This window comes from Parabacteroides sp. KHUB-03, from assembly GCF_056640975.1.
The window spans coordinates 1,739,143-1,754,311 of sequence record NZ_CM153257.1 but is presented as its reverse complement, the minus strand read 5'-3'; the positions used below and the strand labels follow the sequence as shown (position 1 = coordinate 1,754,311).

General features: G+C 40.2%; 11 protein-coding genes. 3 read left to right on the top strand and 8 right to left on the bottom strand.

The annotated features are described in order from the left end of the window. The first annotated feature begins 2 nt into the window (after window positions 1-2). Window positions 3-965, top strand: a complete 963-nt coding sequence (gene glsA / locus ACYIB7_RS07590; RefSeq protein WP_480338426.1) for a glutaminase A — start codon at window positions 3-5, stop codon at window positions 963-965. 259 nt (window positions 966-1,224) lie between these two features. Here glsA and ACYIB7_RS07585 read toward each other — a convergent pair whose 3' ends face one another. After that, on the bottom strand, window positions 1,225-1,992 hold the full coding sequence (locus ACYIB7_RS07585) for a potassium channel family protein (RefSeq protein WP_099465730.1): 768 nt from the start codon (window positions 1,990-1,992) through the stop codon (window positions 1,225-1,227). Between the two features lie 232 nt (window positions 1,993-2,224). Here ACYIB7_RS07585 and gadC point away from each other — a divergent pair, with 232 nt between their 5' ends. Then, window positions 2,225-3,721, top strand: a complete 1,497-nt coding sequence (gene gadC / locus ACYIB7_RS07580) for a glutamine/gamma-aminobutyrate antiporter GadC (protein WP_103982381.1) — start codon at window positions 2,225-2,227, stop codon at window positions 3,719-3,721. A 93-nt stretch (window positions 3,722-3,814) separates the two neighbouring features. Here the strand turns inward: gadC and ACYIB7_RS07575 are convergent, their stop codons facing one another. Genes ACYIB7_RS07575 through ACYIB7_RS07545 form a run of 7 tightly spaced genes read right to left on the bottom strand, consistent with a single transcriptional unit; the run spans window position 3,815 to window position 13,311 of the window. Further along, window positions 3,815-5,212 (bottom strand): putative oxidoreductase C-terminal domain-containing protein, encoded by a 1,398-nt coding sequence (locus tag ACYIB7_RS07575; RefSeq protein WP_103982380.1) that lies wholly within the window; start codon window positions 5,210-5,212, stop codon window positions 3,815-3,817. A gap of 33 nt (window positions 5,213-5,245) precedes the next feature. Then, window positions 5,246-6,250 carry a Gfo/Idh/MocA family protein gene (locus ACYIB7_RS07570; protein ID WP_103982379.1) on the bottom strand — a complete coding sequence of 335 codons (1,005 nt, stop codon included), beginning with the start codon at window positions 6,248-6,250 and terminating at the stop codon, window positions 5,246-5,248. Further along, window positions 6,247-7,038, bottom strand: a complete 792-nt coding sequence (locus ACYIB7_RS07565; protein ID WP_103982378.1) for a glucosamine-6-phosphate deaminase — start codon at window positions 7,036-7,038, stop codon at window positions 6,247-6,249. Before ACYIB7_RS07565 ends, ACYIB7_RS07570 begins: the two co-directional genes overlap by 4 nt. 8 nt (window positions 7,039-7,046) lie before the next feature. Then, on the bottom strand, window positions 7,047-8,240 hold the full coding sequence (nagA, locus tag ACYIB7_RS07560) for an N-acetylglucosamine-6-phosphate deacetylase (RefSeq protein WP_480338425.1): 1,194 nt from the start codon (window positions 8,238-8,240) through the stop codon (window positions 7,047-7,049). A 1-nt stretch (window position 8,241) separates the two neighbouring features. Further along, window positions 8,242-9,573 carry a sugar MFS transporter gene (locus ACYIB7_RS07555; RefSeq protein WP_103982376.1) on the bottom strand — a complete coding sequence of 444 codons (1,332 nt, stop codon included), beginning with the start codon at window positions 9,571-9,573 and terminating at the stop codon, window positions 8,242-8,244. Window positions 9,574-9,603: 30 nt separating this feature from the next. Further along, window positions 9,604-10,944: a Gfo/Idh/MocA family oxidoreductase gene (locus ACYIB7_RS07550; RefSeq protein ID WP_103982375.1), complete on the bottom strand. Its 1,341-nt coding sequence runs from the start codon at window positions 10,942-10,944 to the stop codon at window positions 9,604-9,606. A 33-nt stretch (window positions 10,945-10,977) separates the two neighbouring features. After that, window positions 10,978-13,311: a glucuronyl esterase domain-containing protein gene (locus ACYIB7_RS07545; RefSeq protein ID WP_480338424.1), complete on the bottom strand. Its 2,334-nt coding sequence runs from the start codon at window positions 13,309-13,311 to the stop codon at window positions 10,978-10,980. Window positions 13,312-13,539: 228 nt separating this feature from the next. On the opposite strand from ACYIB7_RS07545, the gene ACYIB7_RS07540 reads away from it, so the two are divergent. Continuing rightward, window positions 13,540-15,099, top strand: coding sequence for a DUF4435 domain-containing protein (locus tag ACYIB7_RS07540; protein WP_103982373.1), 1,560 nt, complete (start codon window positions 13,540-13,542; stop codon window positions 15,097-15,099). Window positions 15,100-15,169 lie beyond the last annotated feature (70 nt).

Here is a 15,169-nt window from a genome sequence, read left to right as displayed (position 1 = left end):
CTATGGAGAAGCATATAACATTAGCACAATTGAAAGAGGTTGCACAGAAGGCATACAACCAGTTCAAGTCCAACACGGACGGTAAGAATGCCGACTATATTCCTTATCTTGCCAATATAGACAAGAACCTCTTCGGTATCAGCATCTGTCTGCTTAACGGGCAAACAGTCGAAATCGGTGATACGGAGTATCGCTTTGGTATCGAATCGGTATCAAAAGTACATACCGCCATCCTTGTTTTGCGTCAGTACGGCGCGCAAAAGCTACTGGACATGATCGGAGCCGATGCAACCGGACTTCCATTCAACTCCATCATAGCCATATTGCTGGAAAACGACCACCCTTCTACTCCATTGGTAAATGCAGGTGCCATTACAGCATGTAGTATGGTTCAGCCGGTAGGTGATGCAAAAAAGAAATGGGATGCCATTGTATCCAACATAACCGATCTTTGCGGAAGCGCTCCGCAGTTGATTGACGAGTTGTATAAATCAGAATCGGCAACGAACTTCAACAATCGCTCTATCGCCTGGTTGCTGAAGAATTACAATCGTATTTACGACGATCCCGACATGTCGCTTGATCTTTATACACGCCAATGTTCTTTAGGAATTACAGCCAAGCAACTTTCTGTAGCAGCTGCTACGGTTGCCAACAAGGGAGTAAATCCGGTTACCAAAAAAGAAGTATTTGAAGCAGATTTGTCGCCCAAAATCACATCCCTGATTTCTACCGTTGGCTTCTACGAGCATACAGGAGACTGGCTCTATACCTCCGGTATTCCGGCAAAGACCGGCGTAGGTGGCGGCGTAATGGGCGTATTGCCCGGACAGTTCGGTATCTCGGCTTTCGCACCTCCATTAGACGGATCAGGCAACTCTGTTAAAGCGCAGCTTGCCATTAAGTACATCATGAACAAGCTGGGATTAAATGTCTTTGGCGGAGATCACGCTGTATTTGGATAAAAAGCCCGGAATTAAGGAACGCAGGTAACGCAGACTATATTAATTATTAATAGAAGTCTGCGTTACCTGCGTTCTCTGTATACTAAAGGGACAGTTAAATCTAATTCATGCCCTTGTTTCGTAATACCTACGAAGTTAATAACATCGTTCTTTTAAAACCGTCAGACTACTCTGACGATTATAATACGCTCGTTCTACGGTCGGCAGATCATTAAAATAAGGTCAGAAACATACGGCTCGTTATAGCTGAAGGTGTTTTTTATTTCTCCGGCTGGCTTGGTTTAGCGTCTTTGCCCGCATTTGTGGTTTCGTCTGCATTTTTATTCTGATAATATTCCATTTTTTGAGCATTTGCTTTCTGTACAATGCTTGTAACGTAGACAGTAAAGATTGGGAACATCATCATACCCAGTGCAGCAAGCACTACAGACAGAATACGTCCGGTTGTAGTTACGGCCTCAATATTCGATCCTACAGTCGTAACGTCCATGAAGGCCCACCACAGCGCATCACCGTAATTGTGAACCCCGGTGTTCACTCCCAATTCGAGCACATAGAAAATAAGGCTGGAAAAATAAACAGTGGCAAACAACATCGTTATATAAGAAACAAATAACCCCGATGCTCTATTATAGGATAACCAGCCAACTACAATAGCCAAGGCATATCCACCTCTTACCAAAGGAATAAATTGGATAAAGTAATTTACCTCCTGCGAAAATTCAAGTTTGAAGTAATGAATAATGTACTGGTAGGGAATAGCTACAAGAAAGAAGATAAAATGCGAACGAATATAACGCACTTTATTTTTCGATAAGAAAAATTCAAGAAAGAAATCGAAAAGAAAAAACAAACATATCCACAATTGTATCTTCTTGTACGAAGGTTGCGTGTAGAATTCTATATTATTAAATGTATCGAGCGAAATGCTTATCACCAAAAAGAGGGACATAAGCAAAATCAATACATGCAACACTCCGTAAATACCCTTTTTACGAAGTACGATTTCATAAAGAGCCATCTTCATTATATTATTTTTTAGTAGTTAAGAAGTCGGGAAGACTGTAGCTAACTACTCGTCTTCCCGACTTCCTGATTAATGACGATAACAAAAGCATCGGAAAAATTGTTCCACAGCGAAATATGTTAATTAACCAAGTTTGACAAATCCGTCATGAAACATCTCCAGAGTTGTATTGTTATTACCACAGACTTAAACGCAAAGTGACATTGTATTCACTTTTTAAAAACATAAATCTATGGCAAATATTAACAAAGCAGTGAAACTGGGAGTGTTTACTCTCGCAATCATGAACGTAACGGCAGTTGTATCTTTACGCGGACTGCCGGCCGAAGCAGTTTACGGACTGAGTTCGGCATTTTATTATCTTTTCGCCGCAATCGTATTCCTGATCCCTACTTCTTTAGTAGCCGCCGAACTGGCCGCCATGTTCCAGGATAAGCAAGGTGGTGTATTCCGATGGGTAGGCGAAGCATACGGTAAGAAATTAGGATTTCTTGCAATATGGGTGCAATGGATCGAAAGTACGATATGGTATCCTACCGTACTTACATTCGGTGCTGTGTCTATTGCCTTCATCGGAATGGATCATCCGGAAGATATGTTGCTTGCCAATAATAAATATTATACGCTGGCAATTGTATTGATCATTTACTGGTTGGCTACTTTTATTTCCCTGAAAGGTTTAAGTTGGGTTGGTAAAGTTGCCAAAGTCGGTGGCATGGTAGGTACAATTATTCCGGCTGCCCTGCTTATTATCCTGGGTATTATATATCTGGCAACCGGGGGACATTCCAATATGGATTTCAGCGGCAGCTTCTTCCCGGACTTCTCCAAATTCGATAACCTGGTTCTGGCAGCTAGTATCTTCTTGTTCTATGCCGGTATGGAAATGGGTGGTATCCACGTGAAAGATGTAGATAATCCTTCTAAAAACTATCCGAAGGCTGTATTTATCGGCGCTTTAATCACAGTTATCATTTTCGTGCTGGGTACATTCGCATTAGGTATTATTATCCCTGAAAAGGACATCAACTTAACACAAAGTTTGCTGGTTGGTTTCGATAATTATTTCAAATATATACACGCTTCATGGCTGTCTCCCGTCATTGCCATAGCATTAGCATTTGGTGTATTGGCAGGCGTATTGACATGGGTTGCCGGTCCTTCCAAAGGTATCTTTGCTGTTGGTAAAGCAGGTTATCTTCCTCCATTTTTCCAAAAAACCAATAAATTAGGTGTACAGAAAAACATTCTGTATATACAAGGCGCAGCAGTTACTTTATTGAGTTTACTGTTCGTTGTTATGCCGTCGGTACAAAGTTTTTATCAAATCCTGTCACAACTCACAGTGATCCTTTATCTGATAATGTATATGTTGATGTTCTCCGGTGCTATCGCATTGCGTTATAAAATGAAGAAACTAAACCGTCCTTTCCGTATTGGTAAAGGAGGAAACGGTTTGATGTGGATTGTCGGCGGACTTGGATTCTGTGGTTCACTATTAGCATTCATATTAAGTTTCATCCCGCCGAGTCAGATTTCAACAGGAAACAACACCGTATGGTTTGCCGTATTGTTTATCGGAGTAATTGTTGTAGTAGCAGCTCCGTTTATTATCTACGCAGTCAAGAAACCGACATGGGTTGATCCTAATTCTCAATTTGAACCGTTCCATTGGGAAGAGAACAATACGCAAAACACACAGAGTACTCAGAGTGCACCGAAAGCCTGATACATAAATCTGTCTGTTTATTAAATAAGAAAGGATGTATCCCTCACGGACACATCCTTTTTCTTTATAAAATACGTAGGTAGTTGTATGGACTTATTTCGAGTCCCCTGCCATACTCAATGCTGTTGTGGTTAGATAATATTTAGTAAGCATATTAGGAATTTCCCATTCCGGCATATTCCCTTGATTCAAATAACCGAGATATTTCCTTATAACGGACGAGAAATGTTTTTCATGTCCCGACTGAAGTTCAACAGGAACAACGATTTCCCAACGATTCCCCTCCTCTTTAAGGGCTACTCCCGGGTATTCCGTCTGCAAGTCGGCAATTGCCTGATCCAGCATCTGACGGTAAGTGGTTTTATTAATCTTTTTATCTCTTTCTATATATAACTTCGGTACAAATCCTTGCTCTTCTCCCTGGAGAATAGAGATGGTTCCTTTCGTCCCGCGAATAATAGATTTATGAATATCTCCAGCTCCTTTAGGCGCTTCAAAGTTCCATATCACACTTAAATCTATCAGCTTACCTTTTGCCATATATTGAAAAGAGCCGTTAGAATAGACATTCAATACGGAATCAGAAACATATTTACCGAGAAAATCCGGATACTCAGTTAATCCGGTAGACATAGTAAATTGTTGTTTTGACAACGGAGTTGCCCAATGTTTAGCCGAAAGAAGCTGTATATCTTTCTTGTAATCTACAATCTGTTCGGGGAAACACTTCCAATGGATCAGGTCTACCAGGTGTGTTGTAACATCTACTATACCTTCGCCTTGCTGCTCTACATCATAATACCATACCGGACGTATCAACGGTTTACCGGATACCACTTTATAAAAATGATGTATGCTGGAAACAGATACTGCCGGTTCCTTCTCCGTACCATCTACGAGTTCACCGAAAAGTTCCGGATTCTGCATCAAAAGGCGTTGTATCTCACTCCATACATCGTAGCGTTCCGTCATTATATCATAGAGCATTACGTTGTTTTGAGCTGCTACCCCAAATGCCTTCTCCAATTTTTCAAAACTGGCTTTGTCTATAGCCATCGGCTTATCCGAAAGGACATTGAATCCGGCAGATACAGCTTGCAGGATATAATCGGTCTTATCGCGGTTATTACCGGCAAGCACAACAACGTTATGACTTTTCTCAGTCTGTCTTTCCTGCAGCATTTTTTGCAGGAAGTCGTTGCCACGATAAACAACTTCGTTCCAATGCGTAGGTTTCTCTTCGCGGTTATTGTAAGATTGAATAAGTTTAAGATGGCTATCCAATTCCGGCCCGTCGGGTGCATAGACATAAACAGTAGAATCAACACCATCCAAGGCTTCCTTTTGTACTAATGCAGCATGGAAATGGCCGGGAGCTAATGTTATCAGTCTTACCTCTCCGTTCTGATCAGAGGAATTATCTACTGTCTTCTTCGATGCCGGATTGCAGGCACACAAGAGGATTGATAAAAGATATAGTGCATATTTCATAAATACCGAAGTCTTTTTACTTATTTATCCAGCTTAATATTTAGCAACGATTTTAGCAGCCTCGTATCTGGCTTTGTCATAAACAGCCTGCATAGATACCGGGCAACCACCCTGGCGCTTGCTTTCGTTGGAAGCTTCCATGAATGTAAAAATCTCTATAGTTTCTTCCGGTGTAACAGGAACAACTTTTGTCTTGAAAAAATTCACTATCTGAACCAGCAGGCATTCATATCCGCTATATTCGCCAACCTGGACCTTTCCGCCTTCGCAGTATGCCGTTCCACCATAAGCATCCTTACCTTGACGAATACCACGGAAAGTACCGATACGTCCGTCTTCCCAAAGACCAACTACAACATCTGTACCTTTTGCCGACGTACGTGAAACTTGTTTGCAACCTGTACCCATTACAGTGTAAAGAGTTTCCACACCATGTATACCGTACCATGCAAAGTCGGTATGAGATGGTTCGCCAGGAGCTGGAGAACAACAGTCTGCTCCCATGATCTTCCCGAACTTGCCATTACGCAAATCCTGATTTTGCGGAACATAGCGCAAAGCAGAAGAAGAGAATACAGGAACTTTGTATTTATCAGCCAGCATGAAGATGGCAATAGTTTCTGTAAGGTCTGCGGCAACCGGTTTGTCTATATACAAGGTTTTGCCAGCTTTCAAGACTTCAAGAGCTTGTTCAAGATGCAAGTTTCCATCGTTTGTTTCAAGCATAACGCAATCCACTTTCTTCAGCAGGTCTGCAATGGAGTTGACTATCTCAACGCCATTTTCTTTCGCTTTATCTATATATCCCGGAATACGCTTCATACTATTTTCTATAGTACGGGAGCCATACGGATAAGCAGCCACAACTTTAAAACCTGAAAACTCCGGTTTGGGATTCTTGCTATTCAGCATACCTATAAAGGCTGGTGAATGTGAGGTATCTAATCCTATAATACCAACTTTAACCACTTTCTGTGCATAAGTCACACCTATAGCAAGACATGCTATAATGATAATGGATAGAATTCTACGTTTCATAATGCATTTATTTTTAATTTAACTATTTCTTGTTTTAAAAGAGATGCGCTATCAGCATCCAGATACAACGTTGCTCCTTGCTTGCGTCGTAAGATGGAAGCCGGGCAAATTTCGGAAATTTCTCCGTTGATTGTATTATAAACGGCCTGCGATTTTGTCTTGGCCGGTACAATACAATACATAAACCGGGCAGATACGAGTGCCGGTATCGTCAGTGTGAAAGCATGGGTAGGCACTTCGGACAAGTTGCTGAAACAACCGTCGTGAACTTGCTGCATACGACATTTTTCATCAAGTGAAACAACTTTCACCAAACGGGGATCATTAAAATCTGCCACATGTGGATCGTTAAATGCGATATGCCCGTTCTCTCCTATTCCGAGGCAGACAATATCTACAGGGTAATCTTTCAACAACTTGGAATAACGGGCACACTCAACGTGAGGTAAAGTTGTCTGCCCGTCAATGTAGCTCACACTCTTAAAAGGTATACGGTCGAACAACCGCTCTTTTAAAAAATTGCCAAAGCCTTGTGGTGCATCTTGTTTTAACCCGATGTACTCATCCATATGGAAAGCGTTAATTTTGGTCCATTCAATAGTGGTATCGGCAGTCAATGCCTCTAAAAATTCATTTTGGGAAGGGGCAGCAGCAAATATCATATTAATTTCATCCTTTTCCTGTAATAACTTATGTATGCAGGATGAAACTTCCTTAGCAGCACTTTCTCCCATTTCCCGGCGGGTGGAATAAATCTCAACCGTCAACTCATCTTTTGTAAAATTCATTGTAGTTTTTATGGTTTTAAAATATTATATACGACATTTCCTTCTATTATAGTTGACTTGATATTAATATTTTCATCACAGATAACAATATCGGCATCTTTACCTATAGCTAAAGAACCTTTCCGTTCATCTATTCGCAAGATACGCGCAGGCGTAGAGGTAATCATTCGAATTGCTTGGGCAAACGGGATTTCTGCAACTTGTATCATTGTTCTTACCAAGCGATCTGCCGTTGCAACACTTCCTGCGAATGCTGTCCGGTCTGGTAGTTTTGCAACTCCATCTTCAATAATGACAGGTTGTCCTCCTTGCAAACTTCCTAAAACAGATGGTCCATCAGGCATGCCTGCTCCTCTCATTGAATCTGTCACCAATGCTATCTTGTCCGGCCCTTTGAACTTGCAAACAAATTGAAGAAGGCTTTTAGGAAGATGCACACCGTCTGCAATAATTTCAACAGTCATGTCATCTACCATATAAGCAGCCTCAACAACTCCTGCATATCTATATGCATTTCTACGCGTTACAGAAGACATACATGAATAAAAATGTGTAACATGAGTAAAGCCTGCGTCAAATGCCTGTAAAGTTTCTTCATAAATAGCATCCGTATGTGCTATAGAAGGCAAAATATTCCTGGACCGTAATATTCGTCCAAATTCCATAGCTCCATCCAATTCAGGAGCCAGACTCCAACGAATAATGTCGTCTGTTGCATCCAGAATCTTCATATACTCTTTAGGAGACGGATTCCGTAAATATTTAGGGTCCTGTGCTCCTCGTTGGTTATAAGAGAAGTAGGGGCCTTCCAGATGCAGTCCCAGGAAGGTTGCCCCCTTCTTATTTAGTGGTTTTACGTGATTGTATATTTCAAAAGTATGGAACAATTCTTCATTTGTACTGGTAAGCGTTGTTGGTAACAAAGCCGTAGTGCCATGTTTAGCATGCATCTCGGCAGCACCAAGATAAGCCTCGGGAGTTGCATCCATAAAATCATATCCTCCGGCTCCATGCGTATGCATATCAATAAAACCCGGTACTACATAATTACCATTTGCATCTATATAGTCTATAGTACAAACGCTATTTACGGTATCCTTCAGTTCTATAATTTTACCATCAGAATAAGCAAGGTCCTCCCTACTGATTGTACCGTCAGGAAGAAGTATTTTTCCATTCTTTATAATTGTTATTTTATTCATCTCATCTAGTTTTGAATGACCATGATTTAATCTTATGTCCATATACGGCAAAAAAGATCAGATAAAGATAGCATGGTGTCAATATCCAATAAGCATGCCGTATGGAAAACATATCTGCCAAATGACCGTATGCCAACGGAAGTACAGCATTACCGCATAATCCCATTACCAACAAAGACGAACCAATCTTGGTGAAACGTCCTAATCCTTTGATAGAAAGAGGCCATATTCCGGCATATATCAGTGAGTTGGGAAATCCCAATCCGACAAGGAACCAGATAGAAAGATTGGCTTCATGGCCGAACAAAGTTAGATCTATATGAGTGGATAGAGCCACACCAAGAGAGAATATCAATCCAAGTATACAGCAAAACTGAAAGGCACGTGTCTGTGATACATATTTGGGAATCAATACGATTCCCAGCATATATCCGAAAATTGTTGCAGTCAGTGTGTATGAAGGAAATACTTTTGCCTCAAGCAGATTTATTCCCATCGAACCGGCATAACCGATAATAGTATCAATAGCAATTACCTGTGTCCCTACATGCAGAAACATAGCAAATGCTCCCAGAATCAAGTACGGAAACTGGAATATGGAAGTGTGCGTTCCTCCAGAGCTTGCCTCTTCCTTATTTTCTTCCTCCTGATTAATCTCCGGCAATACCGAATAGCGGATAAATATACCTACGGCAAACAAAAATACACTAAGAATAGTATATGGCCATATTACCCGGCAAATCAAATCGTCAAGAACCAGATTTTTCTCTTCTTCCGTATAAAAACCAGCATCCAGTTGATCGAAAACAGCAGCATCACTGACTTTCAGGATTACGGCAGCAAAGATCAGCGGAGCGATAATACCGGCAAACTTGTTGCAGATACCCATTATACTGATTCGCTTCGCCGCACTTTCTATCGGCCCAACAATGGTAATATAGGGATTTGCCGCAGCTTGTAATATAGTCAATCCGGTTCCTATGGAAAAAAGTCCGATCAGAAAAATCAAATACGTACGCATCAATGCTGCCGGCACAAACAACAACGCTCCTGCCGCCATACAAAAGAAACCATACATAATTCCTTTCTTAAAGCCGGCTCGTTTCAGAACATATGAAGCCGGTACGGACATTACCAGATAGGCTATATAAAAAGAAAATGTTACCAGATAAGACTGGAAATGAGTTAACTCACAAGCAATCCTAAAGTACGGAATAAGAATTGCATTCACCCAGGATACAAATCCAAAGATAAAAAACATCATTCCAACAATAGTAATCGCCATGTACATGGTTCGCTTTGAGTGGATCGGTGCAGTATTTTCTACAGACATAATTTTATTCAAGGTTAATTCGATTTATGATTATAACTTCATTTCCCATCCTTTTTCATACGTACGTCCCCAATATTTATTGGCTTCGCAGTCGTTCAGAATACGTCCATTCTGATGGTCTGTGGTTAACATATGTCCAGAACGTTGAGCGATATTACCCAACTGTACTAACAATGTGCTTTTATGACCAGACAGAATATCTGCATTCAATGGAGTACCCTTACGGATACCGTCGAAGAAATTCTGGATATGAAGAGCATCCAGCTGTTCTGCCGGATTCATCAGATTACGAGGATCAATAGCAATCTGACTCTTTACGTGTTTTACAACTTTATCATCCAAATCATATACAGTATACGCATTGGCTCCAGTAATCAGTAAGCTACCTTTTTCTCCGTAGAACATTGCTCCTACCGTACTGCCTTCTACTCCACGACCATTACAGCTACGTCCTTCCCAGGTCATGCATTTATTATTGCCAAATTCTATATTGACTATCTGAGTATCCGGTGTTTCCCAGTCGTCATTATAACAATAGCGTCCACCAACAGATGTGACTTTTGTAGGGTAATCCAACTCCATACCCCAACGAAGAATATCCACCATGTGAGTTCCGTTATTCAATGCTTCACCTGTACCCCAACGCCAGAACCAGTGCCAGTTATAGTGAACAACATTATCTTTATAGGCTACACGGGGAGCCGGGCCTTGCCATAATTCCCAATCCAACCAGTCAGGAACTGCAACCTCTTTACCAATACCAATAGACGGACGATTGTTCGTATACCAGCTCTTTCCGTAATAAACTTTACCGATAATCCCGTTCTTCAACTCCCGAATACCTTCTTGTACATTCGGCCACGAACGACGTTGATTACCCATTTGTAATAATTTGTTATACTTCTGGGCTCCACTAACTAATATTTCCCCTTCTTCCGGAGAATGGCTACAGGGTTTTTCCAGGTATACATTTTTACCGGCTTGCATAGCCAGCAAAGCAGCCGGTGCATGCCAATGATCAGGAGTTGCAATAATGACTGCATCCATATCTTTAGATTCTAACATCTTACGAAGATCTTTGTCTGTCTTCACTTTATTTCCTGCTATCTTCTGGATAGCTGAAGCACACTTCTGGATAGCCCGGCTGTCAACATCACATACATGGTTAACTTCACAACCTTCCTGTTTAGCAAAGTTAGAAGCCAGAGCAAGCCCTCTTGAATTAACTCCTATAGCCCCGACTCTTATCTTGTCATTTGCTCCAACAATATTATTATAACTCTTGGCACTAAAACCTTCCAGTACGCCTCCAAATGATAGCATTGCTGTTCCAACAGCTGCCTTCTTAATAAAATTACGCCTTGTTGTCATGTTTTCTTGGTATTAAATATTAGTTTATTATTTCTATTTTATCTGTTGTTGAAAAAAGTCTGCTATTTGATCTGTCATCTCCCAAGATATTCTATTTATATCCAAAGGCTTTTGCACATTAAGTGATTCCTTTTTTCCATATATATCATATAAATTAGATACAGCATCGATACAGGATTGTACAGCCTTTTCATCTTCATATCTGTCCAACGCCGGTGCAACAATCATCAATGGACGTGGCGCTATGCAAGCCATAATTTCAGCATAATCTACCGGAACTTTTCCCGGTTCATCTACAAACCATCCCAAACGAGGAATAAATCCATGAGCATCGGCATAACTACGAATACTTGCATACTGTTTATTGCTAGTTCTCCATGGAGTAACAGAAGCTACTGCAGCTACCCCGGCAATACGGACATCCTGTGCTGCGGCTATCATACCAACAGTACCACCAATAGTATTTCCTAAAATAAATATGTTTTTATTATCAAGAAACGAAAATGCGTCTACAGCATCAACACAGTATTTAACATCTTCAACCATCTTTCCCATTTTACTCCATTCAGAGAACCGGTCATAAAAATATTGTGCTTCCAGCATACGAGTACCAAATCCGAACATGTCAATTGCCAAAACAGCAAATCCTTTATCTATAAGATGCTGGAATAAATGGCTGTTTCCCCTACCAGTCAGGTCTTTGTTATATCCATGCGCATATCCATGCGCATACGAATACGAATGCAGGTATATTATAACAGGCAGCTTAGCATCCTTTTTCCTGTTTTTAGGGACATACAGGTTTCCACACATATGATTTCCCATAGCCGTATAAGGTGCTATATGCATTATATCAGCATTAGGAACAACCGGACGTTTGGTAATCCATCCTATCCAATCTGTTTCAAAACTTGGAACGGGAACAATCTCTACAGGTTTGACCTGAGGAGGTTTAGTACCTAATAACCAATCAATATGATGCTGAATAAGTTTTTTGTCTGATAAAAATGCGATAGTGTCCCTATATTCTGATTGTAATATTACCGGATGTATCTGGTTTTTCGTTTGCTTTTCAGCCTGATGAGTCTTTGCCCATTTATCAAAAGTAAAATCGAAATAAAGATTGTTTACCCAAGGATACTGCTTCCTGCCGAATTGTATGTCCAGAAAGTCCAAACCTCTTTCCAAATCGCGAGCCATAGCAGCATGTTCTCCTAACCGGGCATATACGGCTATCTTATTATCAGCCTTCAAGAAATCATATACTTTCTTTACTGACTGGTAACATTGTTCATTCGCCCACGGGTTCAATTGTTCCTCTACTATCGAATATTGAAATAATAAAGGACGGGGTGCTATCAAAGAAATCATTAGATTCTGGTCTACCGGCAACTTATCTTCCCGTCCAAAGAAAAAACGTAACCGGGGATGGAACCAATGCGCAGCATTGGCCGTTATATCATCCAGCGTTTGATTACAATATTGTGGGTCGCTAAAGCGCCATGGAGTTATCCCTCCCGTACCACAGCTACTTGTAATAACGGCTGTTATACGATCATCAAACGCTGCCGCCCATAATGATTGTTTGCCATTACGGGAATGTCCGGTAATAGCAATTTTTCCCTTGTCTACTTCCGGACGGGTATACAAATAATCTACCACACGTGAAGCTCCCCATGCTCTACGCATCAGACAGGTAAAGTCATAATCGGGATATATTTCCTGATAATCTTGCGTATCATCTTTTTTATCGGCAGCAGCATAAACACAGGCTATGTATCCGCGTTCAACCGCCAATTGCGCCCAATTACGGTGCGACCATTGTGTCATATAAACAGGAAGCGGACGATCTCCATCTGGAATCATTAATTCTATTGTCATTTTAGCCTTATTGGAAGGACCAAAACGCATCTCTATCATCTGGATAAGTACGCCTCCCTCTTTATGTTCAGACAAGATTACAGATTGAAAAGACGACGGAGCCGGTGGGCGATGGCCTGATACCCAATATTGGTATTTATCTTTTATATCGTTCCTTTTCACCTGCCATTGATCTATTGAGGTAATATTTACCTGCTTACCATTCTTATCCATCACCAAAGGTTCAGGTAAAAACGGAACAGATACCATATTTTGAAAATCCGGCGGCAATTCTCCGGTACGATGCAACCAATCAAGCCATGTACTATCCTGTATAGTTATGCGCCGGCTTATGTTTGCCCGATGATCTTCCGGGACATTTATAGCAAGTATCTCTTTTAAGTACTGCTCACGACGTTCTTGTTCAGCAGGACTTTGTGCATATAACGCAGAACACGTAGCATACAACATACTAACAAGAGCGAATATTATTATTCTTTTAGACATACAATGATTAATTCAAGGTTGACATATTTTCGATTATCAAAGATAAAGGTTTATATACTCATGTGTTACTCAAATTACGCCTAGCTACCTTCATAAAACGTCTTTTTTATATTATCTCAGATACCAATACATAGCCCGAATATAACGTTTATAAAATGTTTTCACAATTGAATATCAAAAAAATTATATACTTTTGAGAAATAAATAATCTTATAATACCGGGATATCATGGAACTAACACTCCCTCAAAAACTAAATACACAAGAACCTATTTCATTTGACACAAAAGTACTAGTTGTAATAGGCACCAATGGAGCCGGCAAAAGTTCTTTCGGAAAAAAACTACTTAACATATATGGAGACCAAGCAAAAGAAATCTCCGGTTTACACGCTTTATTTATCAGCGGAACAAGTGATACCATTTTAGAAGAGGGCAACGAATTCTCTCATCTGCAATCAATGATTACAGAAAGACTTTTTATGCCTCGTCTTTCGGAATATGAAAAACTTATTTTGCGCTTGCAAAGTGAAGAGTTTGAAGCTGCAGTTAATTATAAAGAAGAATGTAAAACAAACCGGGAACTCATTCCTCCTGTCACAAAAATAGATCAGATACAGAAAATATGGGAGAAAATGTTCCCACATAACCGACTAGTTCGCAAATCCGGCTTCATTGAATTAGCATCTACCAGCAAAGACAGCAATTCATATACAGCAGGAAGGATGAGCGATGGCGAAAAACTAGTATTCTATCTGATTGGTGCAATCCTATGCTCCCGCCCTAATTCATTATTAATTATTGAAGAACCGGAAACTTTATTGCACAACTCTATTAAAAACCTTCTATGGGATGAGATTGAAGCAATGCGGCCAGACTGTACCTATGTATATCTTACGCATGATATAGATTTTGCCACCTCACGCCGGGACAGTAAGCGAATATGGATACGATCTTATAATGCCGATGCACAAATATGGGATTACGAGCTAATTGAAAGTAATGAGAGTTTCCCCGAAGAAGTTTACATGGAAATATTAGGAAGTCGCAAACCTATCCTTTTTATAGAAGGGACAGACACAAACAGTATTGATAGCAGATTATATCCTCTTATCTTTCCTGATTATACGGTTAAGCCAATGGGAGGATGCCAAAAAGTCATAGAAACGACCAAAGCTTTCGGGCAATTGAAAGATTTCCATACCTTGGAAAGTAAAGGGATCGTAGACCGTGATCGTCGGACACAAGGAGAAATAAACTATCTGCACGAACAACATATATATGTTCCGGATGTAGCAGAGGTAGAAAACCTGTTGATGATTGAAGAAGTTATTAAAACAGTAGCACACCGTTTAATGAAAGATCAGGACGATGTATTCATGCAAGTAAAAGAAAATGTCATTAAACTATTTGAAAAAGATTTAGAATCGCAAGTTATCCTTCATGCCAAACATAGGGTAAGAAAAAAATTAGAAACAACTGTAGACCGCAAAATAACAACAATCGAACAACTGTCTGAACACGTAGAAGACATACGGCTAAACATCCATGTACAAGAAATATACGACAATATCAAAAAAGAATTTGTTCAATACATTATCAATAGAGATTATAAAAATATACTCAGGGTTTATAATCAAAAAGGGATGTTGCCGCAAAGTAAATTATGCAACATTTGTGGCATAAACAATAAAGAAAGTTATTTGAATCTCATCCTTTCAATTCTTAAAGAGAATAAAGAAGATGCAAAAGCCATCCGTACAGCCATTAAAGAATCTTTAGGAATATAAAAAGTTATCCTAAAAGGGAGGATAAGTCCGCAAAAAATTGTTCTTTTGCATCTTGTTTTTAATACAAAAG